This window comes from Arthrobacter sp. SAFR-044 (assembly GCF_059414985.1).
Genome location: NZ_JBPFDN010000005.1, coordinates 288,600 through 311,932, shown reverse-complemented (window position 1 = coordinate 311,932; position 23,333 = coordinate 288,600). Strand labels below are relative to the sequence as shown.

Sequence of the window (23,333 nt, the reverse complement as noted above, 5' to 3'; positions counted from 1 at the left end):
ATCACCGGGCAGTTTTACTGGCCACCAGCGGGCACATTAACTGACCGTCAGTGGGCAGAAACTAATGGCCATTGACACGATTAGCAGGGTGAGGACGAGGACGCTCAGCGCGATTCCCAACGGGCCACGAAACGGCTCTGTTGCGTTTGCGACAACAGCAATAATGAGCCCACCCGCGAGTCCAAACAATACAGCCATCCGCAACAGCGTCCGGCTGATGCTGAACATATATATGTACCGGCCGGACTCGCTGGAAACCGCATGTCGGTTCATCTGCCGAGAATAGCCCTGCGAACGCTCATTGAACATCCCATATGTGGTGGCCACGGGAATGCAGATTCGTTTCGAATCGTCCACCACACCCTCGACTGCCCCAACACCGTTGGCACCTTGATCAAGCGCGCAGGTCGGGGAAAGGTGCCGGACGCACCGTCCGGTCCCTATCACTCGCACCTACCTCTGAATGTGCTCCTACACGCCTGCAGGGTGCGGACCGGACAGCCGAGATCTTGACGGGGTACTTGTATTTTGCAAGTATGACGCATGAGCCTTTTCGTCACCTGCCCTGTCGAGAGCGTCGAGCGCGCGACCGCCTTCTACACCGCCCTCGGCTGGACCCTCAACCGGGAGATGTCCGATCATAATGTGTCATGCTTCGCGATCGCGCCCGAGCAGTACGTCATGCTCGGTAGCCGCGAGATGTATGCGAGCGTCGGCGGCGCCGAGGAGTTGGTCGGCGGACCCGATACCCCCTCGAAGGTCACGGTCTCGTTCGACCTCGGCAGCCGTCAGGCGGTCGATGAGCTCGTCGAACGTGCCGGTGCCGCTGGCGGTCGGATCGGGGATGTCGACGACTACCCATTCATGTACCAGCGCCAGTTCGACGATCCTGACGGCTATCATCACTCGCCGTTTTGGATGAAGCCGGACGCCGATCCGACGGTGTGAGCGACCTCGCCGCGGCCCTCGACAAAGTTGGAGCACGGTGGGCCCTGCTCATCGTGGAGCAGCTTCTTGACGGGCCGCAGCGCTACGGCGATCTGCAGCGCGACCTCGGAGTGCCGACCAACATTCTCGCGACCCGCCTGCGCGAGCTCGAAGCGGCCGGGGTACTGTCCCGTCTGCCCCTCCGGCACAACACCCGGGCCTACGCGCTGACTGATCGCGGGCTTGCCTTGCGTGAGGCCATCGTCGCGCTGGGACGCTGGGGCAGCGGGCAGGCCTAAGCGTGGCGCGCTCAATCGCGATACCCGCCGACGAGGCCCTCCGCAGCCTACCGTGCCGCTGCCAACCACAGGACAGAGGTAGCTGTTCCGCGGCGTGCAGCTCTGTACAACGAATACCGGCTCACGGGAGACTGGCCCATGCGCAAACTGACCTTCGGCATGAACGTAAGCGTGGACGGCTACATTGCCGCTCCTGGCGGCGACCTGGGGTGGAGCGCGCCAAGCGACGAACTGTTCCAATGGTGGTCCAACCGGGTGGGGACGACGGGGCTGTCGCTGTATGGGCGGAAACTATGGGAGACGATGAGCTCCCACTGGCCGACCGCCGACCAGCAGCCTGGCACGACACAGGCGGAGATCGAGTTTGCCCGCCGCTGGCGGAACATGCCCAAGGTGGTGTTCTCCTCGACGATCAGCACGGTCGACTGGAACTCGCGCCTGGTTACCGGCGACGCGGTTGCGGAGATCACCCGGCTCAAGGCCGACGACGGCGCCCCCATGGACATCGGCGGTGCCACACTGGCCGCGGCGGCCATGCGGGCCGGGCTGATCGACGAGTACCTGATCGTCACCCATCCGGTCCTGGTGGGAGGGGGCACGCCCTTCTTCACAACCCTGGACAACTGGGTGAACCTGAGCCTGGCGGGGACCCGGACGTTTCCCGACGGCGTGCTCCTCACCAGATACGAGACCAAGAGCTGAACGCGTCAGCAGTGAGAGTGCCCGGGCAAGAGCTACTGCGTAATATGCAACAGCGCTACCAAACTGCGCAGAGGCGGTTTAGAACGAAGGCCGCTGCCACAACCAGTCCTATAAGCGCGGAAGGCCAGATATACCGCAGCTAGTCACCGTCCACGCTGAAGAACCGGTCGTTGAAACCTAAGAAGCCATGGGCCTCCACCCGCTGTAACTGCACGGTGATGTACCCCGCCAGACGTATGACCAGCACGGACCCGGCAACGGCAATGACGACAGTGACCGCCGCTCAAAGGCGGGCACCGGATTGTTCCTTTGTGCCCAACCCAACGCACGCGCAACGGGCCTTAGTAGGACCCCTACAAAATGGCCCCTGTTCCGCCCCGGTAGCGTCGGCTGTACATTGGATTCCGCTTGTACAACCCCGACAGGACCATCATGAGCAACACCGAGACCACCACAGAAACCAGCAAACGGACGCAGCGCCGCCGCTGGAACGGAACCGACCTGGGACTGATCGCCGTCTTCGCCGCCCTCGTTGCCGGCGCAGCCCTGGTGCCGGGGCTGGCCCTGAACGGCTTCGGTGTCCCCATCACCTTCCAGACCCTGGCCGTGATGCTCACCGGCCTGGTGCTGGGCCCCGCCCGCGGATTCGCCGCCGTCGGACTTTACACCCTCCTGGGCCTGGCCGGCCTGCCCATCTTCAGCCAGGGCCGCAGCGGCCTGGCCATCCTTGCTGGGCCTTCGGCCGGCTACATCATCGCCTTCCCCATCGCCGCCGCGGTGGTGGGTTGGCTGGCCACTGTGGTCATCCGGCGGACCACGAAGGCCCGCGCCCTATGGTTCTTCCTGGCCGCAACGGCCACGAGCGTTGTCTTCGTGCATACGCTGGGCGTCCTGGGAATTGCCCTCAACTCCAAAGCCACCCTGGAGCAGGCCTTCCTCAGCGACCTGGTCTTCTATCCGGGGGACATCATCAAGAACGTCCTGGCCGCCGCCGTCGCCGTCGCCCTTCACCGGGCCTTCCCCGACGTCCTGGTGCGCCGCGTACGCCACCGCGCCCTGGGCGAAAGCGCTTAGGACGCCATGCCCGCAGTGGCCTTCGACCAGGTAACCGTCGCCGTCGAAACGGAGAATTCCCCGCAGCCCAAGGTCCTCCTTGACGCGGTCAACCTGAGGCTGGACGAAGCACGGGTAGGCGTCATCGGCGCCAACGGATCCGGCAAGTCAACGCTGCTGCGCCTGGTCAACGGGCTTATCCAGCCCACCACCGGCACCGTTACGGTCGACGGCGACGATACAGTGGGTGCCGCCCGGAAGGTCAGGCGCAACGTGGGGTTCGTCTTCACCGATCCCCTGTCCCAGCTGGTGATGCCAACGGGGCGGGAAGATGTGGAATTGTCGCTGCGCCGTTCGGTCCGCAACGGCACCGAGCGGCGGCGCCTGGCAGAAAAGGCCCTCGAACGCCTGGGCCTGCTGCACCTGGCAGACCAAAGCATCTACGAGCTGTCCGGCGGCGAACGGCAGCTGATGGCGCTCGCCGCCGTGCTGGCTGTGGACCCGGCGGTGCTGGTCCTGGACGAGCCCTCCACCCTCCTGGACCTGCGCAACCGCGAACTGCTTCGCAGGACCCTGACGGACCTGGACCAGCAGATCATCATGTCCACCCACGACCTTGACCTGGCCCTGGACATGGACCGGGTCCTGGTCATTGAACAGGGCCGCGTGGCCTTCGACGGCGCCCCGGCGGACGGCGTGGCGGCCTACCGCTCATGGTGCCTGCAGGGGCTCGACGCCACAAGGCGGGACGCGACGTGAGGGGCCACGGGTTCCTCCTGGCCAACTACGTGCCCGGTACCTCCCCGGTGCACCGGGCCCCGCTGGCTCTGAAGTTCCTCCTGGTCCTTGGTTTCGGCTTGCTTTCCTTCGTCATCGTGGACTGGCGTATCTCCGCGGCAGTCCTTGCCGTTCTGGCCGGACTGTGCCTGGTCAGCGGCGCCGGGGTAAAAAGGCTGTGGCGCGCCGTCCGCCCGCTGGCCCCCGTACTCGTTGTCATCGGACTGTTCCAGTGGTGGCAGCTGGGCGGACCCACCGCGGCACGGATCGTGCTGAACATCCTGGTCTGCGTCGTGGCAGCGTCCCTCCTCACGGCCACCACTCCCGTACAGCGGATCCTGGACGGTGTGGTCCACCTGGCACGCCCCTTCAGGAGGTTCGGAGCAGATCCTGAACGCTTCGCCCTGACCATCGGCATCATGCTCCGCAGCATCCCGTTCATCGCCGGCACCTTCGCCGACGTCCGCGACTCCGCCAAGGCCCGTGGCCTGGAGCGCAACCCCCGCGCCCTGGTCCTGCCGGTCTTTATCACGTCGGTGGCCTACGCCCGCCAAACAGGCGAGGCACTGGCCGCCCGCGGCCTGGGCGAAGCGGAAGACTGAGGGCCAGGACCGTCAGCTACAGCCGCCGGTACTCCAGGAGTGCCGCCGTCCCCATGCCACCGGCCATGCTGATCAGGGCCAGCCCCAGGGCGCCCTCGGTGTCCGCCCGCCGTGCCTGGGCCAGCAGCCGGGTCACCAGCACGGCACCCGACGCACCGTAGGCATGCCCCAGCGCCAGCGCCCCGCCGTCGAGGTTCGCCCGGCCGGGATCGATCCCCAGCTGGTCCAGGCACGCGAGTGTCTGCGAAGCGAACGCCTCGTTGAACTCCACCAGGTCCAGCTCGTCGGCTTTCACACCTGCCGCAGCCAGGACACCACTGGCAGCCGGGACAGCGCCCATCCCCAGCACCTGCGGAGCCACGCCGGCGGTACCGGTGCCGCGCACCAGCAGGCCATGGCGCACCCCCCGTTGACGGGCCCGTTCAAGGGACGTTACGACGACGGCGGAAGCGGCGTCCGCGTCGAAGCAGGAGTTTCCGGCGGTGACAGTTCCTCCGGGCACAAAGGCGGCCGGGAACCGCGCCATGACGGCCGGCGTCAGGTTGGCCCGCGGGCCGCCGTCCAAGGAGACGGTCCCCGCGGAGGTTTCCAGCGGCACGAGTTCGTTCGTGAAGCGTCCATCCTGGATGGCAGCGATGGCTTTCCTGTGGCTGGCCAGCGCGAAGGCGTCCTGCCGCTCGCGGGCAACGCCGTATTCTTCGGCCACCGTTTCCGCGGCCACGCCCATATCCGGGTCCCCGAAGCTGTCCGGCACAAACTGGGCGCGCCGGTAGAACTCCGGGCCGCCGTCGTCCTTTATGTGCGCCCGCAGGGGCGCGGTACTGGTGCTCTCCACTCCCCCGGCCAGGTACAGCGGGCTGCCGCCGGCGGCGACCAGTCGGGCGGCAAGGACGATGGCGTCCAGGCCTGAGCCGCACTGCCGGTCCACAGTGATGCCCGGCACCGTGACGGGAAGTCCGGCCTCCAGCAGGGCCAGCCTGGCCACGTTTCCGCCGCCGCCCACGGCGTTGCCGATAACGACGTCAGTGACGGCCGCGGGGTCCAGCGCTACTTCCGCCACAAGCGTCCGGAGGACCGGCGCCAGGAGTTCGTGGGCGCGCAGGCTCCGCAGGGCGCCGTTGACGGGGTACACCGGGGTCCGGCGTGCGGCGATGATGACCGGCTGGCGTTCGGGCGGCAGGAGGTCAGGCGCCAAGGGCACGCACCCTGGGGTCCCGGGTGTTGATCCACTCCAGCAGGAGGTTCCGGCTGACCTTTCCGCGGTCCGTGGTGGGAAGCTCCTGAAGCAGGTAGTACTGCAGGGGCCGCTTGTGCCGGGACAGGATGTCCTCCAGGCCGGCCCGCAGCTGGGTGGCAGTGATTCCGCCATGGGCCGGCACTACACCCGCGACGACGCGCTGGCCGCGCAAATCGTCCGGCATGCCGGCAGCGACGGCTGCCGCAACCCCGGGGACCGCTGCCAGGGCCAGTTCCACCTCGTGCGGGTAGACGTTCCGCCCGGCGGTGAGGATCATGTCGGCGCGCCGACCCAGGATGTGCAGCTCGCCGTCGGCCAAGTAGCCCTGGTCCCCTACCGTGTACCAGGCGCCGAAGGACCGCAGCGCTTCGCCGTCGTCGCCCCAGAGGTAGCCATTGCTCACCATGCCGCTGCGGACGCAGATGTTGCCGTACCCGCCGTCGGGGACAGGGGCGCCGTCGTCATCCAGGATCCGGACGTCGACGCCAGGAAACGGCCGGCCGATTCCGGTTCCACCGGCGGTGGCAGCCTGGCCGGGTGCCAGGCCAAGGCCGGACACGAAGCTCAGTTCGGAGGCGCCGTAGTACTCGTAGATGGTGGCGTTGGGCGCCCAGCGCCTGGCCGCTTCGAGGGTGCGGGCATCGAGCTTGGAACCGGCGCAGATGATAGTGCGGATACCGGACGCATCGACGCATCCGGTCATGCCGCGTTCGCTGAGCATCCGCAGCATGGTGGGCACCAGGACCAGCCGGGTGACGCGGTCGTGGGTGATGGCCGCATGGACGTCCCCGACGTCGAACGTCTCGAGGGTCTGGAACTCCGAACCGGCGTACAGGCACTCAGCCAGGGCGTAGAGGTTCAGGCTGGCGGCCAGCGGGCCCGGCGCAAGGGTCACGTCGTCCTGGCGCAGCCCGAAGAATTCGATCGACGCGTCGAAGGACTGCTGCCAGGACTGCCGGCAGCGGGTGAAGGCCTTGGGTATGGACGTGGTTCCGGAGGTGAGGCCGATCAGGAAGCTGGAGTCCGGCGGACCGTCTGCCAGCTGGTCATCCGGGGACACGGGGGCCGGATCAGCGCATGCTTCCACCCGCCGGGCAATGTCTTCCTGCAGCGGGGCGGCCCACGCCGGATCCAGGACGGCGCATTGCCGGCCGCCCGCCACGGCGGCTGCGAATTTCACGACAAAGTCCACGGAATTAGCCTCACACAGCGCCGTGACCGACTTGGTCCCGGCCATCAGTTCAGCCGCAGCGTCCCGCAGCTGTTCCCAATCGAGGCGGCGTCCGGCGATGACGACGGCGGTGTCGTGCGGCCGCTGCCCGGCCCAGCGCTGGAGCTTGTCGAGGAAAGGCACGGACCAACTTTACCGGCCGCGCGGATTGAGCGCCCGGCCCGCGGGTAATGTGACGTTATGAGTTTCAACGACAATGTGCAGCTTGATCCCTCCCAGGTCCAGGACCGCCGGGGCATGGGTACCGGCGTGAAAGTCGGCGGCGGCATCGGCGGCGGCCTGGTGCTGCTCGTTGCCCTCCTGCTGGGCATCAACCCCAACATGCTCGGCGGCCTGACTGACGGCGGCAATGCCGGTCAGTCCCAGGGCACCGCACCCGCCTGCAGCACCGGCGCGGACGCCGATGCCCGGCTGGACTGCCGGATCACGGGCACCGTGAACAGCCTCAACGCGTTCTGGCCTGGCTACCTTAAGCAGTACAACGTGCAGTACCCGCGGCCGGAGGCAGTGATCTTCAGCGGCGGCACCAACACCGCGTGCGGCGCCGCCACCTCGGAGGTGGGCCCGTTCTACTGCCCCACCGACACCACGGCGTACTTCGATCCCGGGTTCTTCCAGGAGCTCGTGGACCGCTTCGGTTCCTCCGGGGGTCCGCTGGCCCAGGAGTACGTGGTGGCGCACGAGTTTGGCCACCACGTCCAGAACCTGCTCGGCGACCTGAAGCGGGCGCAGCAGGATCCGCAGGGCCCGGAGTCCGGTTCCGTCCGCACCGAACTGCAGGCTGACTGCTACGCAGGGCTGTGGGCCAAGTACGCCTCCACCACGCCCGACCCCAAGACCGGGCAGCCCTACCTGGAGCCGCTCACCCCGCAGGATGTGAATGACGCCCTGTCCGCAGCCGCTTCCGTGGGTGACGACCGGATCCAGAAGGCAGCCACCGGACGGGTCTCCCCCGAAGGCTGGACCCACGGCTCAAGCGAGGAACGCCAGCGCTGGTTCTCCCGGGGTTACCAGACCGGCGACATCAACCAGTGCGACACCTTCAGCGCCGCGACCCTCTAACCCCATCGATTGCTCCGTAATTGTCGTTCTCAGCCCTGAGAACGACAACTACGGAGCAATCGATGTGGGACGACGACGGCGGGCCACCTTTCCTGCGAAAGGTGACCCGCCGTCGTCGTACTTTTTTAGATGTTGAAGCCGAGGGCCCGCATCTGGTCCTTGCCGTCATCGGTGATCCGCTCGGGACCCCATGGCGGCATCCATACCCAGTTCAGGCGCCAGTCGTCCACGACGCCGTCCAGGGCCTGGCCCACCTGCTCCTCGAGCACATCGGTGAGCGGGCAGGCGGCGGTGGTGAGGGTCATGTCGATCAGGAGCGCGCCGTCGTCGTCGGAGTACTTCAGGCCGTACAACAGCCCAAGGTCCACGACGTTCACGCCGAGCTCAGGATCGATGACGTCCTTGAGCGCCTCTTCGACGTCCTCCAGGGCCGTACGGCCCGGCTTGATTTCGGTCATGACAAGTCCTAACTAGGCCTGTACTACGGCTTCAGCGGCAATGGTGGCAGCGCCGGCGCCCTTGGCGTAGCGGTCGTAGCCTTCTTCCTCGAGGCGGTCGGCCAGCTCGGGGCCGCCCTCCTCGACAACCTGTCCGTCCACGAACACGTGGACGAAGTCAGGCTTGATGTAGCGCAGGATGCGGGTGTAGTGGGTGATGAGGAGCGTACCCATGTTGCCCTCGGAGTGCACACGGTTGACGCCCTCGGACACGATCTTCAGTGCGTCAACGTCGAGGCCGGAGTCGGTTTCGTCAAGGACGGCGAATTTGGGCTTGAAGAGCTCCAGCTGCAGGATTTCCACGCGCTTCTTCTCACCGCCGGAGAAGCCTTCGTTGACGTTGCGCTGGGCGAAGTCAGCGTCGATGCGCAGCTGCTCCATGGCAGCCTTGACGTCCTTGGTCCAGGTGCGCAGCTTGGGGGCTTCGCCGTCGATGGCGGTCTTCGCGGTACGCAGGAAGTTGGTCATGCTGACACCGGGGACCTCCACCGGGTACTGCATGGCCAGGAAGACGCCGGCGCGGGCACGCTCGTCCACGCTCATCTCCAGCACGTCCTCGCCGTCCAGGGTGATGGAGCCGCTGGTCACGTTGTAGCGGGGGTGTCCGGCGATGGTGGAGGCCAGAGTCGACTTGCCGGAGCCGTTGGGACCCATGATGGCGTGGTTTTCGCCGGTGCGGATGGTCAGGCTGACGCCCTTCAGGATTTCCTTGGTGCCCTGTTCCGTCTCAATGCTGACGTGCAGGTCCTTGATCTCAAGAGTAGACATATGTCTTGTTCTCCTCTGCGCCGCGCCTGCCGGCTGCGGTGCGCTCTGTGTCTGGAAGTGTGGTTCGTAATTCTGTGGTGCTAGCTGAAGTTAGGAGCTTCGGCGCCGTTAAGGACGTGGGTGACGTCCACGTAGACCTCATCCCCTGCGATCTCGACGGCGAATACCGGGACGGGATCGTAGGCGGGCAGCTGCAGCGGCTGGCCGCTGCGGAGGTCGAACTGCGAGCCATGGCCCCAGCATTCGATGGTGCAGCCCTCGACGTCACCTTCGGACAGTGAAATGTCCGCGTGCGAGCAGGTGTCGCCGATCGCGTGGATCTCCCCCATGGAATCCTTGACGATCGCCACAGGGTAGTCGTCGATCAGGATCCGCAGCGCCTGCTTCACCTGGATTTCGTCCACCTTGCAGACAAGCTCGCCCTTTGGCTGGTCAGTCATCTGAAAACCGTGCTCCGTAGCTTCTAGTTGTCCGTCAGTGCGAGTTCGTGCTCAACAGCCTCGGTCAGCCGCTCCTCGATGGAGGGGACCTTGATCTGCTGGATGATCTCGTTCAGGAAGCCCCGGACCACCAGTCGGCGGGCAACATCCTCGGGGATGCCGCGGGCCATCAGGTAGAACAGGTGCTCGTCATCCATCCGGCCGGTAGCGCTGGCGTGGCCTGCACCCTCGATCAACCCTGTCTCGATTTCGAGGTTGGGCACCGAGTCGGCGCGGGCACCGTCGGTGAGCAGCAGGTTGCGGTTGGCCTCGTAAGTGTCGGTGCCTTCTGCTTCCTTGCGGATCAGGACGTCACCAACCCAGACGGCGTGGGCGTTGCGGCCCTGCAGGGCACCCTTGTAGAGGACGTTGGACTTGCAGTTGGGTACCGCGTGGTCCACGAAGAGACGCTGCTCAAGGTGCTGGCCGGCGTCCGCGAAGTACAGGCCGAACAGTTCGGCCTCGCCACCGGGGGCGGTGAACCGGGCCGACGGCGTGACGCGGACCAAGTCGCCGCCCAGGCTCACCATGACGTGCTTGAGCTTGGCGTCGCGGCCGATCTTTGCCTGCTGGGAGGAGGCGTGGACGGCGTCGTCATTCCATTCCTGGAGCGAGACAACCGTGAGGTTGGCACCGTCTTCGACGATGATTTCCACGTTTTCCGAGACCACGGCGGAGCCCTTGTGGTTCAGGACCACAACAGCCTTGGAGAACTTTTCGGCGACGATCACCAGGTGCTGCGCGGCAGCGTCGAGGGATGTGCCTTCGATGTCGACGGTGATCTCCGTCAAGGCTTCGAACTCCGCTGGGATGGTCACCACCGTGGCCTGGGCGAAGTTCTCCCAGGCGTTGGCGGAGACACGGTCCTCGGGGATGCCGGCGGTACCGATCCGCTGGTCGTCGCGGCCGACGCCCTCGACAACGACGCCCTCCGGGCCCTTGACGATCACGGTGGGAGCCCCGCCGGACAGGACCTCCGAGTGAAGGCCGCGGAGGCGCTTGAGCGGGGTGAAGCGCCAGTCCTCCTCCATGCCGGTGAGCGGCTTGAAGTCAGCGAGCTTGTAGGACGTCAGCCGGCCGGCACGTGAGCTGTCCGGTACGCCGACCCCGCCGCCGTGGGAGTGGCTCTTGGCTGAAGCGCCCGCAAGCGGGGCCTTGCCGTTGGCGTTGATCGGCGAGAGGCTCTCGCCCTCTTCGGTGAAGCCGTCAATGAACGGCTGGGCTGAGGGCGCGCCGATGCGTGCCTTTTCAGTAGTGATTTCAGTCATCGTTATCCGACGGACCCTTCCATCTGCAGTTCAATGAGGCGGTTCAGCTCAAGTGCGTACTCCATGGGGAGCTCGCGGGCAATCGGCTCGATGAAGCCGCGCACGATCATCGCCATGGCTTCGTCTTCGCGCATGCCGCGGGACATCAGGTAGAAGAGCTGCTCTTCGCTGACCCGGGAAACAGTCGCCTCATGGCCCATCACAACGTCGTCCTCACGGATGTCGATGTACGGGTAGGTGTCCGAGCGGCTGATGGTGTCAACGAGCAGCGCGTCACAGCGGACGGTGTTGGCGGAGTGCTTGGCGCCTTCACGGACCTGGACCAGGCCGCGGTATGCTGCGCGTCCGCCGCCGCGGGCCACGGACTTGGAGATGATCGAGCTCTTGGTGTTCGGCGCAATGTGCACCATCTTGGAGCCGGTGTCCTGGTGCTGGCCTTCGCCGGCGAACGCGATGGACAGGGTCTCGCCCTTGGCGTGCTCGCCCACCAGGTACACGGCCGGGTACTTCATGGTGACCTTGGAGCCGATGTTGCCGTCGACCCATTCCATGGTGGCGCCTTCTTCGCAGATGGCACGCTTGGTCACCAGGTTGTACACGTTGTTGGACCAGTTCTGGATGGTGGTGTACCGGACGCGGGCGCCCTTTTTCACGATGATTTCCACCACGGCGGAGTGCAGCGAGTCCGACGTGTAGATCGGCGCGGTGCAGCCTTCGATGTAGTGGACGTAGGAGTCCTCGTCGGCGATGATCAGGGTCCGTTCGAACTGGCCCATGTTCTCGGTGTTGATGCGGAAGTATGCCTGCAGCGGGATGTCAACGTGGACGCCCTTGGGGACGTACACGAAGGAGCCGCCGGACCAGACGGAGGTGTTCAGGGACGCGAACTTGTTGTCGCCCACCGGGATGACGGTGCCGAAGTACTCCTGGAAGATCTCCGGGTGTTCCTTCAGTGCGGTGTCGGTATCCAGGAAGATGACACCCTGCCGCTCAAGGTCCTCGCGCAGCTGGTGGTAGACAACCTCGGACTCATACTGGGCAGCGACACCGGAAACAAGACGCTGCTTTTCGGCCTCGGGGATGCCCAGCTTGTCGTAAGTGTTCTTGATGTCCTCGGGCAGGTCGTCCCAAGTGGCGGCCTGCTTCTCGGTGGAGCGCACGAAGTACTTGATGTTGTCGAAGTCGATGCCGGAGAGGTCCGCGCCCCAGGTGGGCATGGGCTTGCGGTCGAAGTACTTCAGGCCCTTGAGGCGCAGGTCAAGCATCCATTCGGGTTCGCTCTTCTTGGCCGAAATGTCCCGGACTACCTCTTCGTTGAGCCCACGGCGGGCATTGGCGCCGGCGTCGTTCTTATCAGCCCAGCCATACTCGTAGGTGCCGATGCCGTGGAGCTCGGGATTCTTTTCCAGAATCTCCGAGATCACAGTGTTTTCGGCGACTGCTTTCTCTGATAGTTGGTCCGTCATCACGGCCTTTCTTGCTGATGGTTGTTTACTTCATTCAGGCTGGCGGGGGCTGCCTCCGGCGCGAGGGCCGGCCTGGCAGACAGCCTGCCTGTGGGAATGTGGGTGGTGCAGACATGGCCACCACGGGCCAGGGTGGAGAGCCTGCGTACGTCAACTCCCACCAGCCTTGAGAAGACTTCGGTTTCGACGTCGCAGAATACCGGGAAGCGCGTGGCGAGCTGCTGGATGGGGCAGTGGCCCTGGCAGAGCTGCACGCTGGAAAGCGCCGCCGGAAGGGGTGCCTTGGCCTCGATGGAGGCTGCGGACGCCACGAAGTTGTCGCGGCTCAGGGCGGCCGACAGTGCTGTGGCACGGTCCCGGATGTCCGGCCCGGCTTTTTCTATTTCGGGTGCATATCGCCGTTCCATGTCCGCGAACCGCTCCTCAGCGAAGGCACGCACCGCGTCCGGGCCCGCGGCTTTCTGCAACTGCTGCAGTGCAAGCGCGGCAATGTCCAGGTAGTCGTTGCCCAGGCTCGACTGGCCCTGTGAACTAAGGACGTAGCGGCGGGCGGGGCGGCCGGCACCAGCTCCGGGCTTGGCCACCCGCTTGACTTCGATGACGCCGGCACGCGACAGGTGGTCCAGGTGGCGGCGGACTGCGGCAGGGGTGAAACCGAGCATGTCCCCCAGCTCGGCCGCACTGATTGGTCCGTGTTCCAGGACGGCTGCGAGGACCCGGTCCCGGGTTCGCTCGTCGGCATCAGCCACAGGGCTGGATACCGCGGGCGCGGGGCCGGCCACGGGCACAGCAGTATCGTTGGTCATGGAATACACAACACAATCATGTCGTAATTTAGTCCCGGGCTCCAGTAAGGGCAGGCTGACCTTGGGTCCGGCACGAATATGACCGGCGCCCTTCCGGGCCTGCGGCGCCTGACGTCCGGGGCGCTGCCCTGCGGACGGCACTAAATACTACATCCCGTAGAATACTGTGGTGCGATCCCCCCAGTCCCCCGTCCTGTCCATCCATGGGCTCATCAAGGATGTTGGCCCGCTTTCCAGCCTGGACGGAAAGATGCTCAGGGTTGTCAGCGGCGTCTCCCTCGTCGCCGAGCGCGGCCAGGTCACCGCCCTGTTGGGCGCGAATGGCGCCGGAAAGACGACTACCCTCGAGTGTGCCCAAGGACTGCAGAAACGCAGCGGCGGCAGCATCTCCCTGCTGGGCCAGGACCCCGCCACGGCCGGCGCTGACCTTCGCTCCCGCGTGGGCGTGATGCTGCAGGACGGCGGGCTCCCGCCGTCGGCACGGCCCCTGCCGCTGTTGCGGCATATCGCCGGGCTGTATGCCCGCCCCTGGCCGCTGGAAGACCTGGTGGGCCGGCTCGGCATCGATACCTTCAGCCGGACCAGTGTCCGGCGTCTGTCCGGCGGCCAGAAGCAGCGCCTGGCACTCGCCGCCGCCCTGATCGGCAGGCCCGAAGTCCTCTTCCTGGATGAGCCCAGTGCCGGCTTGGATCCGCAGTCCCGGCAGCTGGTGTTCGACCTGATTGCCGAACTGCGTGACGGCGGCATGGGAATCATCCTGACCACGCACCTCATGGACGACGCCCAGCGCCTTGCCGACTATGTGTACATCATCGACGGCGGCCGCAACGTCGCCGAAGGAACCGTCCAGGAGCTGCTGCGGCGCAGCCCGGTGGCAGACCACGCCGGCGAGCACGTCCGGACCCTCGTGTTCGAGGCACCCGCCGGGCTGGACCTGGCTGCCGTGCTGCCGGACGACGTCGACGTCTCTGAAACCCGCGCCGGCAGCTACGCCGTCACCGGCGCCCTCACGCCGCACCACCTCTCCGCGCTTGCGCAGTGGTGGGCAGCGAAAGGCATCATGCCGGCGTCGATGAGCCTCCAGGCGCGTAGCCTTGAAGACGTCTTTTTGGACATATCGGGAAAGGACATCCGATGAGTACCGCAGCGATCCGGGAGGTGCAGCAGCCCGCGTCCCTGCTGCGCCGCGTCCTCCTGCAGGGCAAATACGAGGCACTGACCATGCTGCGGAACGGCGAACAGCTGATCCTTGCGGTGGTGTTGCCGCTGCTGGCCCTTGTGGGCCTGACCGTGACGCCCTTCCTGGACGGCATGGGTTCCAGCCGCATCAACGTGGCCGTTCCGGGGATCCTTGCCCTCTGCGCCATGTCCACCGCTTTCACCGGCCAGGGCATCGCCACCGGTTTCGACCGCCGCTACGGCGTGCTCCGGTTCCTGTCCACGACGCCCCTGGGCCGTGGCGGCCTGATCGCCGGCAAGGTCCTCTCGGTCCTGGCCGTCCTGTGCCTCCAGGTGGTGGTGGTGGGCCTTGTTGCCTTGGCACTGGGGTGGCAGCCGACGGCGGCGGGCTGGCTTCCGGGGCTGGCGCTGCTTGCGCTGGGTGCAGCGGCTTTCACCGCGCTGGGGCTGCTTGTGGCCGGAACCGTCCGGCCGGAAGCGACACTGGCGATCACCAACCTGCTGTGGATCCTCCTCGGGGCCATGGGCGGCATCGTCATCCCGGCCGAACGGCTGCCCGCCGCGGCGCAGGCCGTTGTCCATTTCCTGCCTTCCGGCGCCCTCGGTGAATCGATGCGCGCCGCTTTCCTGGGCGGGGCCGTGAACGGCGGTGCCGCCCTTATCCTGCTGCTCTGGACGGTCATTGCCGGTGCCGCAGCCATCCGTTGGTTCAAGTGGAATTGAGATAATCGTGACCACGGCTTCACGCCTTCCCCAGTTCGCCGGCCGCCTGGCGTCGCGGCTTCCCCGCACGGTGGACGTCCGCATCCGCCGCCTTGCCGTCGCCTCCCTGATCGGCCAGACGCTTTTGGTGGTCACGGGCGGGGCTGTCCGCCTCACCGCCTCGGGCCTCGGCTGCCCCACCTGGCCCCGCTGCACGTCAGACTCCCTGGTGAACACCCCTGCGATGGGTATCCACGGCTTCATCGAGTTCGGCAACCGGCTCCTGACCTTCGCCCTGGCCGCCGTGGCCGTGCTCATGCTGGTCTATTTGTGGAACCTGCGGAAGGAACGCAAGGACCTCTTCCTGTTGGCCCTCGGGCTGCTCGCCAGCATCCCCGCACAGGCTGTCATCGGCGGCGTCACCGTGCTTACCAACCTCAACCCGTGGGTGGTGGGCCTGCACTTCCTGGTGTCGATGGCCCTGGTGGTGTTCGCCACCCTGCTGGTGAACCGCGCCTTCGGCCGGACCGGCCGCTTCCCCGCCGGCCGCCCCGCGGAACTGCCCGCCGTGCTGCGCCCGGTGACGGCCGCCGTCGCCCTTTTCTCCGCAGTGGCAGTCATGCTCGGCGTGGTGGTCACGGGTGCGGGTCCGCACGCGGGTGACGCCGACGCTCCCCGCAATGACCTCGACTGGGACCTGTTCTCCCACATCCACGCGGTGCCGGCGTACCTGGTCACCGCCGGAACCGTGGTGGCGCTGGTGCTGGTCATCCGGCGCCATATCACCGGCCCCTTCCGGACAGCCGTCCTGATGCTCCTGGGCGTCACCATCCTCCAGGCCATCATCGGGTTCACGCAGTACTACAACGGCATCCCCGCGTTGCTGGTGGCAGCGCACATGCTCGGCGCGGCGCTGCTCATGGCAGCATCGACGAATGCCTGGGACATCGCGCGGTCCAGCAGGGTGAAATAGGCCGAGGCCCGCAGGCGCCCCCGTCCCTTCCCGGGACCGGGGCGCCTGGCGCGTTTAAGGCGGCTGGCTAGCGGCCTGCTGCGAGGGCGCTGCCCTAGCGCGCGGGGTCGAACGCAGGATCCAGGGTCTTGATGCCGTCGGCGGAGACCTGGACGACCCGGGCCGTCGCAATGTCGTAGAAGAGTCCAGTGGCCTGCACCCTTCCGCCGGCAAGGGCAGGGCCGGCCACCGGGTGGTCCTGCAGCTTGGCCAACTGCACCGCTACATTAACCAGTGAGAGCTGGTCAAGGGTGCCGTAGCCCGCTGCTGCGGCCTGCCTGCCCACCGGGTGCCCTGCCAGCAGTGCGGCATAGCTGGGCCGTGCATGGTCCAGCCACAGCTTAAATGCCGGGCCCAGGGAACTGTTGTCCCCGCCGTCGGCTTCCGCAAGCAGCGCCTTCATGGCACCGCAGTTGGAGTGTCCGCAAATGACCAGGGAATGCACGCCAAGGCCGGTGACGGCAAATGACAGGGCCGAATCGATCGAGGCGTCCCGCCCGTGGCTGCACACCACGTTGCCGATGTTCCGCAGCGTGAGCAGATCACCGGGACCACTGCTGGTGATCAGATTCGGGTTGACGCGGGAATCGACACAGGCGACGAACAGGCTGTCGGGATTCTGGCCTTCCGTCAAATCATTCCCCAGCGGGCGGACCTGGTGGGCAAACCGGCGGTGGTATTTGTTGATGCCCGCCAGCAGCGGTGCCTTCCGGGGCGGGAGCGGCAGTTCGGCGGCTTCCTCCCGCCTTGGCGCCTGGTGTCCGGCATCCTGGAAAACGGTGTTGCCGTGCTCCTCAATGCTCACGGCGCCGCCGGTGGCCTGGTGCTGGAGTTGCCAGGCGAGCAGGGCTTCGCGGAATGAGTGGTCAACGTAGTCAGCGTTCAGCTCCACCACCACATCCCTGCCGGCCGGTACAACCTGGAGGACGGGGTTGAGCTTTGGCAGCGCGAAGAAGCTGCAGGAACCGGCGACGGTCACACGCCATGGCGACGACGGCGCCGCCGGCGGATGCGCATGGATCTGTGCCCGCAGGACGCGCCAGAGCACGTTGGCGGCGGCGAGGGCGAGGCCGATCATGACGCCCTCGAGCAGGTTCAGGAACACCACGCAGGCCAGGGTTACGGCATAGACCGGCAGGTCCCCGGTCCGCAGGCTGGTGCGGATGTCCGCCACTTTTACCAGCCGGGCACCGATCACCACCAGCAGGCCCGCCAGGACGGCCAGCGGGATCAGCTGGATCAGGCCGCCGAAAAGGGCTGAGAACGCAAGGATCCAAACGCCATGCAGCACCGCGGACATGCGGGTGGCCGCGCCGGCTTCCACATTGGTGGCGCTGCGCACGATCACCCCCGTCACGGGCAGGCCGCCCAGCGAGCCGGAGATGATGTTTGCCGTGCCCTGGCCAATGAGCTCCCTGTTGAGGTCTGTCCGTGGACCGGTTTGCATCTTGTCCACGGCCACCGCGGATAGAAGGGATTCAATGCTGGCAATCAGGGCCATGGTCATGACGGCGAACGCGAAGGCGCGCCAGTTTCCGTCGGGGAGCTGCGGCAGGGCGATGGCGTCGAAGATCGAACCATCGAGGGAGATGCGTTCAACGCCGGGCGCAAAGGCCACGGCAAGGGCGGTTCCTGCCGCGACGGCGGCCAAGGGCCCGGGAATCCGCCGCACAAAGCCGGGCAGGAACTTCCAGCACAGCAGGATCGCCACGACGGCCAGCCCCAGCAGGGCAGCGTGCAGTTCGAGGTTGGTAATAGCCGCCGGCAGTGCGGCGAGGTTCTCGAGGGCGGATCCTGCCGGGCGGGATCCGAGGATCACCTGCAGTTGCTGCAGGATAATGGTGACGCCGATCCCGGCGAGCATGGCCTTGACCACTACCGGCGAAACGGCCAGGGCGGCCCGGCCCACGCGGCTGATGCCCAGCAGGAGCTGGACGACGCCGGCTGCCGCGGTGATGGCACACGTAACCTGCCAGCCAAACTCCTGGACCAGGCCGGCCACGACGACGGTCAGCCCGGCTGCCGGTCCACTCACCTGCAGGGGTGAGCCGCCGAGGCTTCCGGCCACGATGCCGCCAATGGCTGCGGCGATGAGTCCCGCCATGATCGGCGCGCCGGAGGCGGCTGCAATCCCGAGCGAGAGCGGGAGTGCCACCAGGAACACCACCAACGATGCCGGCACGTTGGCGGCCGGGCGGGCGAGGAACCGGGGCCTGCGGAACTTGAAGCGATCGCCGCTCCCACCTGGCGGGCTGTGGCTGGGGGCGGGGACGGCGGTGGGACGGGCTTCCATGGATCTTCCTTTGTTCGGGGGAAGGGTCCGCCCCACCCTAAGCAGGCATTCACGGCAAATGACATCGAAAGTGATAGATATGACAAATATGTCATATCGTTCGCAAGGGCAACAAAATCGAGGGTCGACGGCGCTTTCGGCCAACAAGCCGGGCCCCATTAGCGCCTTTTAACGAGCAATGGCGGCCCCCAGGTGACGTGGGGCCGCCATTGCTTACTCGGACCCGGCTATCCGGTAATGGCCTGTCCAACAAACGGGTCCACCGCGAGGGCGATAAACAGCAGCGTCAGGTAGCTGATGGAACCGTGGAACACCTTCATGGCGCGCTTGTCGGAAATATCCTCGCGGTGGGCGCGGGAGTACAGCGCGTGGGATTCATAGAGGAACCAGGCGCCCGCGACGACCGCCGTCACCGTATACACCCAGCCTGCCCCGCCGGCCGGGATCATGAGCAAGGAGGAGGCCACCATGGCCCAGGCGTACAGCACCACCTGGACAGAGACGACCTTGGCCCCGGCGATGGCCCCGAGCATTGGGACGTTGGCGTTGCGGTAGTCCTCGCCGTAGCGCATGGACAGGGGCCAATAGTGCGGCGGCGTCCAGAGGAAGATCACCATGAACAGGATGACGGCGGGCCACTCCACCGAGTTGGTCACGGCAGCCCACGCGATCAGCACGGGGAAGCAGCCTGCGGCGCCGCCCCACACGATGTTCTGTGCCGTGCGGCGCTTGAGGATCATGGTGTAGATGACCACGTAGAAGAAGATGGCGCCCAGGCCCAGCCAGGCAGAGAGCGGATTGGCTCCGAACCAGAGGATCACGATGGCAGCCGCGCCCAGCAGCCAGGAAAAGACCAGGGCTTCCCGCGGGGTGACTTCCCCGGTGACCAGCGGCCTGTTTTCCGTCCGGTGCATCAGTTTGTCGATGTCCCGGTCGATGTAGCAGTTGAAGGCTCCGGCACTGCCGGCAGCAAAGGCACCGCCCACCAGCGTGGCAAGGATCAGTCCAATGGAAGGAAAGCCCCGCTCGGCGTAGATCATGGTGGGCAACGTGCTTACCAGGAGCAGTTCGATCACGCGCGGCTTGGTGAGGGCGAGATACGCCTTGGCCTTACGGGCAAATCCGGCGCCGGAGGCCCGGGATGCGTTCAGCGGCGTATCTGTTGTGCTCACGGTGGCAGTCACCCGTTCTGTGTGGCAGTTGAGGCTGGCAGGGCAGCTCCGGTCGTGCGGCCCGGACCCGGGCACGGCACTCAAGGAAGAAGGAAACGCTTCAGGTGCGTGCAACAGCCGGGACACCCCGGGCGGCGATGGGGATGCGCACCCGGCGTTGGCCTCCAAATATCATACCGCGCCGCAGGCCCGCTCCCTGCCCTGCAATATGCGCAATTGATTGCTCGCGGGCCTATTCGAGCAGATTAACTCAACCTCTTGAGATGGTGATTCACAATAGGGGAAATTGCGTCCAAAACGTGAGATTTGCGCCGCCCGCAGTATGGATACGGGCTAAGCTGTCACCAGATCAGCACGCAGCAGGAAAGCGGTGGAAAACGCATTCCCGCTTGCTGTCCGTGACTGAATGCAAGGATCAACGTTTCGATGGTGAACGGCTGGTACACACCGCAGCGGGCGCCAAACAGCGCGCCCTTGGCCGGATCCGGTGTACCGCCGCCATCAGCACAGAGAGGGGCCCGGTTTTCGTGCCACATTTGGAAGAGCAAGAACTGTCATGGACCAGCTTGGACCAGAAGGCTGTAGACACCATCCGCATCCTGGCCGCGGACGCCGTGGAGAAGGTGGGCAACGGACACCCGGGAACCGCCATGAGCCTGGCCCCGGCCGCATACCTTCTCTTCCAGAAGCTGATGCGCCACGACCCGCGCGACCCGCAGTGGCTTGGCCGTGACCGGTTCATTTTGTCCCCCGGCCACACCTCCCTGACCCTTTACATCCAGCTGTTCCTGTCCGGTTACGGCCTGGAACTGAAGGACCTGGAGGCGCTGCGCACCTGGGGTTCGCTGACCCCGGGGCACCCTGAGTACAAGCACACCGCCGGCGTGGAAATCACCACCGGCCCGCTTGGGCAGGGCCTGGCGTCCTCAGTGGGCTTTGCCTACTCCCAGCGCCGCCAGCGCGGCCTGTTCGACGCCGATGCTCCCGCCGGCGAATCGCCGTTTGACCACACCATCTGGGTCATCGCCTCCGACGGCGACCTCCAGGAAGGTGTCACGGCCGAGGCTTCCTCCCTTGCCGGGCATCAGGAACTGGGCAACCTCGTGGTCATCTACGACGAGAACCACATCTCCATCGAGGACGACACTGACATCTCGTTCACCGAGGATGTCCTGAAGCGTTACGAGGCCTACGGCTGGCACACCCAGCGTGTGGACTGGACCCGGACCGGCGAATACAAGGAAGACGTCCAGGAGCTCTACAGCGCCCTGCTCGCCGCCAAGGCCGAAACCTCCAAGCCGTCCATCATTTCGCTGCGCACCATCATCGGCTACCCGGCCCCCAAGAAGCAGAACACCGGCAAGATCCACGGTTCCGCCCTCGGCGCCGACGAGGTCGCCGCACTGAAGGAGGTCCTGGGCTTCGACCCCGCCAAGTCCTTCGAGGTGGACCAGGAAGTCCTGGACCACGCACGCGCAGTGGTGGAACGCGGCGCTGCAGAGCACAAGGCATGGGAGGAGTCCTTCAACGCCTGGCGCGAAGCCAACCCCGAGGGCGCCGGGCTCCTCGAGCGCATCGAGGCGCAGGAGCTTCCCGAAGGCATTGACGCCGCCCTTCCCGTCTTCCCGGCCGGCAAGGATGTCTCCACCAGGGCAGCTTCCGGCAAGGTCCTCAACGCCCTGGGCCCGGTCCTGCCCGAGCTTTGGGGCGGCTCCGCCGACCTTGCGGAGTCCAACAACACCACCATCGAAGGTTCCCCGTCGTTCGTGCCTGCCTCCAAGCAGACCGGAGCCTGGTCGGGCAACCCGTACGGCCGGGTGCTGCACTTCGGCATCCGCGAGCACGCCGCAGCGTCGATCGTGAACGGCATCAGCCTGGCGGGCAACACCCGCGCGTTCTCCGGAACCTTCCTGATCTTCAGTGACTACCAGCGCCCTGCCATCCGCCTCGGCGCCCTGATGGGTGTGCCGTCGCTGTACGTCTGGACGCACGACTCCATCGGCCTGGGCGAGGACGGCCCCACCCACCAGCCCGTGGAGCAGCTGGCCTCGCTGCGTGCCATCGTGGGCCTGGACGTGGTTCGCCCCGGCGACGCCAACGAAGTGGCAGCGGCCTGGAAGGCCATGCTGGAGAACCACGCCAACCCTGCAGGCATCGTGCTGACCCGCCAGAACATCCCCACCTGGGAACGCGGTGCGGGTGACGCCGACGGTGACACCTTCGCGTCCACGGCAGGTGTGGCAAAGGGCGGCTACGTCCTGGCTGAGGCTTCGAAGGACGGCGCCACGGTCCCTGCTGACGTGATCCTCATTGCCACCGGCTCCGAGGTCCAGCTGGCCGTCCAGGCCCGCGAGGCCCTCCAGGCCGACGGCATCGCCGCCCGCGTGGTGTCCATGCCCTGCGTCGAGTGGTTCAAGAAACAGGACGCCGCCTACCGCGAGTCCGTCCTGCCCGCCGCCGTCAAGGCGCGTGTGTCGGTTGAAGCCGGACTGGCCCTGGGCTGGCGTGAATTCGTCGGCGACGCCGGCCGGTCCGTCAGCCTTGAGCACTACGGTGCTTCCGCAGACTACAAGCGCCTCTTCCAGGAGTTCGGCATCACGGCAGAAGCAGTTGCCGCCGCCGCCAAGGACTCCCTCTCCAGCCTGCAGGCCTGAAACCTAAACTTTTAGGAGATACAACAATGACTACTCCCACCCAGCAGCTCTCCGACGCCGGAGTCTCCATCTGGCTCGACGACCTCTCCCGCGGACGCCTCCAGACCGGCACCCTCCGCAAGCTCATCGAAGAGAAGAATGTGGTTGGTGTGACCACCAACCCGTCCATCTTCCACGCCGCCATCACATCCGGCACCGACTACGACCACATCATCGCCGGAAAGGCAGCCGAAGGCGCCAGCGTCGAGGACACGATCTTCGAGATCACCACCACCGACGTCGCCGACGCCTGCGACCTGTTCGCCCCGGTCGCTGCCGCTACCAGGGGCGTCGACGGCCGCGTCTCCATCGAGGTCGACCCGCGCCTGGCCTGGGACACCGCAGGAACCATCGCCGAGGCCAAGCACCTCCACCAGCGCGTCAACAAGGACAACGTCCACATCAAGATCCCGGCGACGCTCGAAGGCCTCGAAGCCATCACGGCTACCCTGGCCGAGGGCATCAGCGTCAACGTCACCCTGATCTTCTCCCTTGAGCGCTACCGCGCAGTCATCAACGCCTTCCAGTCCGGCCTGGAGCAGGCCAAGGAAAAGGGCCACGACCTCGCGAAGATCCACTCCGTTGCGTCCTTCTTCGTTTCCCGCGTGGACACCGAGATCGACAAGCGCCTTGACAAGATTGGCACCGACGAAGCCAAAGCCCTCAAGGGCAAGGCCGGCGTGGCCAACGCCCGCCTGGCCTACCAGGTCTACGAGGAACTCTTCGCCACCGAGCGCTGGGCCCTGCTGGCTGACGCCGGCGCACTCCCCCAGCGCCCCCTGTGGGCCTCCACCGGAGTGAAGGACCCGGCGTACCCGGACACCCTGTACGTCACCGAACTCGTGGCCCCCGGCGTCGTGAACACCATGCCGGAAAAGACGCTGGACGCCACCTTCGACCACGGCGTGGTCACCGGTGACACCGTCACCGGCACCTATGATGAGGCGAACGCAACGCTCGACGCCCTGGAAAACCTCGGTGTCTCCTACAACGAGGTCGTCGCGCTCCTTGAAACCGAAGGCCTGGACAAGTTCGTGGCCAGCTGGAAGGAACTGCTGGCCGACGTCGAAGGTGCCCTCGCCTCTGCACGGAAGGCTTCCTAACACCC

Annotated in this window: 22 protein-coding genes; 12 read left to right on the top strand and 10 right to left on the bottom strand. The window is 66.1% G+C overall.

The window, feature by feature from the left end:
* Positions 1 to 543: 543 nt before the first annotated feature.
* From ACR65J_RS10600 to ACR65J_RS10575, 6 genes are all read left to right on the top strand, one after another.
* The gene (locus ACR65J_RS10600) at positions 544 to 948 is read left to right on the top strand and encodes a VOC family protein (RefSeq protein ID WP_440168447.1); all 405 of its coding nucleotides are present in this window, start codon (positions 544 to 546) and stop codon (positions 946 to 948) included.
* On the top strand, positions 945 to 1,226 hold the full coding sequence (locus tag ACR65J_RS10595; protein WP_440168445.1) for a winged helix-turn-helix transcriptional regulator: 282 nt from the start codon (positions 945 to 947) through the stop codon (positions 1,224 to 1,226). The genes ACR65J_RS10600 and ACR65J_RS10595 overlap by 4 nt, the downstream gene beginning before the upstream one ends.
* Positions 1,227 to 1,364: 138 nt before the next feature.
* Complete coding sequence (locus ACR65J_RS10590) at positions 1,365 to 1,928, top strand: dihydrofolate reductase family protein (protein WP_440168443.1); 564 nt, start codon at positions 1,365 to 1,367, stop codon at positions 1,926 to 1,928.
* A 432-nt stretch (positions 1,929 to 2,360) separates the two neighbouring features.
* Positions 2,361 to 3,002 (top strand): biotin transporter BioY, encoded by a 642-nt coding sequence (locus ACR65J_RS10585; protein ID WP_440168441.1) that lies wholly within the window; start codon positions 2,361 to 2,363, stop codon positions 3,000 to 3,002.
* Between the two features lie 6 nt (positions 3,003 to 3,008).
* Positions 3,009 to 3,740 (top strand): energy-coupling factor ABC transporter ATP-binding protein, encoded by a 732-nt coding sequence (locus ACR65J_RS10580; protein ID WP_440168439.1) that lies wholly within the window; start codon positions 3,009 to 3,011, stop codon positions 3,738 to 3,740.
* The gene (locus tag ACR65J_RS10575; RefSeq protein WP_440168437.1) at positions 3,737 to 4,360 is read left to right on the top strand and encodes an energy-coupling factor transporter transmembrane component T family protein; all 624 of its coding nucleotides are present in this window, start codon (positions 3,737 to 3,739) and stop codon (positions 4,358 to 4,360) included. The genes ACR65J_RS10580 and ACR65J_RS10575 overlap by 4 nt, the downstream gene beginning before the upstream one ends.
* A 16-nt stretch (positions 4,361 to 4,376) precedes the next feature.
* Here ACR65J_RS10575 and ACR65J_RS10570 read toward each other — a convergent pair whose 3' ends face one another.
* Complete coding sequence (locus tag ACR65J_RS10570) at positions 4,377 to 5,555, bottom strand: thiolase family protein (RefSeq protein WP_440168435.1); 1,179 nt, start codon at positions 5,553 to 5,555, stop codon at positions 4,377 to 4,379.
* Positions 5,545 to 6,951 carry a class I adenylate-forming enzyme family protein gene (locus tag ACR65J_RS10565; RefSeq protein WP_440168433.1) on the bottom strand — a complete coding sequence of 469 codons (1,407 nt, stop codon included), beginning with the start codon at positions 6,949 to 6,951 and terminating at the stop codon, positions 5,545 to 5,547. The genes ACR65J_RS10570 and ACR65J_RS10565 overlap by 11 nt, the downstream gene beginning before the upstream one ends.
* Positions 6,952 to 7,008: 57 nt before the next feature.
* Between ACR65J_RS10565 and ypfJ the strand changes: the two genes are divergently transcribed.
* A complete protein-coding gene (ypfJ, locus tag ACR65J_RS10560) occupies positions 7,009 to 7,890 on the top strand; it encodes a KPN_02809 family neutral zinc metallopeptidase (protein ID WP_440168431.1) in 882 nt (293 codons plus the stop codon).
* A gap of 125 nt (positions 7,891 to 8,015) precedes the next feature.
* On the opposite strand, the gene ACR65J_RS10555 is transcribed toward ypfJ, so the two are convergent.
* The 6 genes from ACR65J_RS10555 to ACR65J_RS10530 all read right to left on the bottom strand — a co-directional run bounded on the left by ACR65J_RS10555 (position 8,016) and on the right by ACR65J_RS10530 (position 13,174).
* Positions 8,016 to 8,348, bottom strand: a complete 333-nt coding sequence (locus ACR65J_RS10555) for a metal-sulfur cluster assembly factor (protein ID WP_018761278.1) — start codon at positions 8,346 to 8,348, stop codon at positions 8,016 to 8,018.
* Between the two features lie 12 nt (positions 8,349 to 8,360).
* Positions 8,361 to 9,155 (bottom strand): Fe-S cluster assembly ATPase SufC, encoded by a 795-nt coding sequence (gene sufC, locus ACR65J_RS10550; protein WP_440168429.1) that lies wholly within the window; start codon positions 9,153 to 9,155, stop codon positions 8,361 to 8,363.
* An 80-nt stretch (positions 9,156 to 9,235) separates the two neighbouring features.
* Positions 9,236 to 9,595, bottom strand: a complete 360-nt coding sequence (locus tag ACR65J_RS10545; RefSeq protein ID WP_440168427.1) for a non-heme iron oxygenase ferredoxin subunit — start codon at positions 9,593 to 9,595, stop codon at positions 9,236 to 9,238.
* 23 nt (positions 9,596 to 9,618) lie between these two features.
* Entirely contained in the window at positions 9,619 to 10,902 is a 1,284-nt protein-coding gene (gene sufD / locus ACR65J_RS10540; RefSeq protein ID WP_440168425.1) for a Fe-S cluster assembly protein SufD, read from the bottom strand.
* A gap of 2 nt (positions 10,903 to 10,904) precedes the next feature.
* Positions 10,905 to 12,368: a Fe-S cluster assembly protein SufB gene (sufB, locus tag ACR65J_RS10535; protein WP_440168423.1), complete on the bottom strand. Its 1,464-nt coding sequence runs from the start codon at positions 12,366 to 12,368 to the stop codon at positions 10,905 to 10,907.
* Positions 12,368 to 13,174 (bottom strand): helix-turn-helix transcriptional regulator, encoded by an 807-nt coding sequence (locus tag ACR65J_RS10530; RefSeq protein ID WP_440168421.1) that lies wholly within the window; start codon positions 13,172 to 13,174, stop codon positions 12,368 to 12,370. Before ACR65J_RS10530 ends, sufB begins: the two co-directional genes overlap by 1 nt.
* A 169-nt stretch (positions 13,175 to 13,343) precedes the next feature.
* Between ACR65J_RS10530 and ACR65J_RS10525 the strand changes: the two genes are divergently transcribed.
* Genes ACR65J_RS10525 through ACR65J_RS10515 form a run of 3 tightly spaced genes read left to right on the top strand, consistent with a single transcriptional unit; the run spans position 13,344 to position 16,028 of the window.
* Entirely contained in the window at positions 13,344 to 14,312 is a 969-nt protein-coding gene (locus tag ACR65J_RS10525; protein ID WP_440168419.1) for an ABC transporter ATP-binding protein, read from the top strand.
* The gene (locus tag ACR65J_RS10520) at positions 14,309 to 15,076 is read left to right on the top strand and encodes an ABC transporter permease (protein ID WP_440168417.1); all 768 of its coding nucleotides are present in this window, start codon (positions 14,309 to 14,311) and stop codon (positions 15,074 to 15,076) included. The genes ACR65J_RS10525 and ACR65J_RS10520 overlap by 4 nt, the downstream gene beginning before the upstream one ends.
* A 7-nt stretch (positions 15,077 to 15,083) precedes the next feature.
* Positions 15,084 to 16,028: a COX15/CtaA family protein gene (locus ACR65J_RS10515; protein ID WP_440168415.1), complete on the top strand. Its 945-nt coding sequence runs from the start codon at positions 15,084 to 15,086 to the stop codon at positions 16,026 to 16,028.
* A gap of 94 nt (positions 16,029 to 16,122) precedes the next feature.
* On the opposite strand, the gene ACR65J_RS10510 is transcribed toward ACR65J_RS10515, so the two are convergent.
* Both ACR65J_RS10510 and ACR65J_RS10505 read right to left on the bottom strand, forming a co-directional pair.
* Entirely contained in the window at positions 16,123 to 18,360 is a 2,238-nt protein-coding gene (locus tag ACR65J_RS10510) for a SulP family inorganic anion transporter (RefSeq protein ID WP_440168413.1), read from the bottom strand.
* Positions 18,361 to 18,587: 227 nt separating this feature from the next.
* The gene (locus ACR65J_RS10505; protein WP_440168411.1) at positions 18,588 to 19,544 is read right to left on the bottom strand and encodes a heme o synthase; all 957 of its coding nucleotides are present in this window, start codon (positions 19,542 to 19,544) and stop codon (positions 18,588 to 18,590) included.
* Between the two features lie 524 nt (positions 19,545 to 20,068).
* On the opposite strand from ACR65J_RS10505, the gene tkt reads away from it, so the two are divergent.
* Both tkt and tal read left to right on the top strand, forming a co-directional pair.
* Entirely contained in the window at positions 20,069 to 22,186 is a 2,118-nt protein-coding gene (tkt, locus tag ACR65J_RS10500) for a transketolase (RefSeq protein ID WP_440168471.1), read from the top strand.
* 26 nt (positions 22,187 to 22,212) lie between these two features.
* On the top strand, positions 22,213 to 23,328 hold the full coding sequence (tal, locus tag ACR65J_RS10495; protein ID WP_440168409.1) for a transaldolase: 1,116 nt from the start codon (positions 22,213 to 22,215) through the stop codon (positions 23,326 to 23,328).
* Positions 23,329 to 23,333 lie beyond the last annotated feature (5 nt).

What these genes read in the sequence shown, in the direction of transcription:
- ACR65J_RS10600 (WP_440168447.1), top strand. Translation starts at nt 544, where the DNA reads ATGAGCCTTTTCGTCACCTGCCCTGTCGAGAGCGTCGAGCGCGCGACC.
- ACR65J_RS10590 (WP_440168443.1), top strand. Translation starts at nt 1,365, where the DNA reads ATGCGCAAACTGACCTTCGGCATGAACGTAAGCGTGGACGGCTACATT.
- ACR65J_RS10585 (WP_440168441.1), top strand. Translation starts at nt 2,361, where the DNA reads ATGAGCAACACCGAGACCACCACAGAAACCAGCAAACGGACGCAGCGC.
- ACR65J_RS10580 (WP_440168439.1), top strand. Translation starts at nt 3,009, where the DNA reads ATGCCCGCAGTGGCCTTCGACCAGGTAACCGTCGCCGTCGAAACGGAG.
- ypfJ (WP_440168431.1), top strand. Translation starts at nt 7,009, where the DNA reads ATGAGTTTCAACGACAATGTGCAGCTTGATCCCTCCCAGGTCCAGGAC.
- ACR65J_RS10555 (WP_018761278.1), bottom strand. Translation starts at nt 8,348, where the DNA reads ATGACCGAAATCAAGCCGGGCCGTACGGCCCTGGAGGACGTCGAAGAG.
- sufC (WP_440168429.1), bottom strand. Translation starts at nt 9,155, where the DNA reads ATGTCTACTCTTGAGATCAAGGACCTGCACGTCAGCATTGAGACGGAA.
- ACR65J_RS10545 (WP_440168427.1), bottom strand. Translation starts at nt 9,595, where the DNA reads ATGACTGACCAGCCAAAGGGCGAGCTTGTCTGCAAGGTGGACGAAATC.
- sufD (WP_440168425.1), bottom strand. Translation starts at nt 10,902, where the DNA reads ATGACTGAAATCACTACTGAAAAGGCACGCATCGGCGCGCCCTCAGCC.
- sufB (WP_440168423.1), bottom strand. Translation starts at nt 12,368, where the DNA reads ATGACGGACCAACTATCAGAGAAAGCAGTCGCCGAAAACACTGTGATC.
- ACR65J_RS10530 (WP_440168421.1), bottom strand. Translation starts at nt 13,174, where the DNA reads ATGACCAACGATACTGCTGTGCCCGTGGCCGGCCCCGCGCCCGCGGTA.
- ACR65J_RS10520 (WP_440168417.1), top strand. Translation starts at nt 14,309, where the DNA reads ATGAGTACCGCAGCGATCCGGGAGGTGCAGCAGCCCGCGTCCCTGCTG.
- ACR65J_RS10510 (WP_440168413.1), bottom strand. Translation starts at nt 18,360, where the DNA reads ATGGAAGCCCGTCCCACCGCCGTCCCCGCCCCCAGCCACAGCCCGCCA.
- tal (WP_440168409.1), top strand. Translation starts at nt 22,213, where the DNA reads ATGACTACTCCCACCCAGCAGCTCTCCGACGCCGGAGTCTCCATCTGG.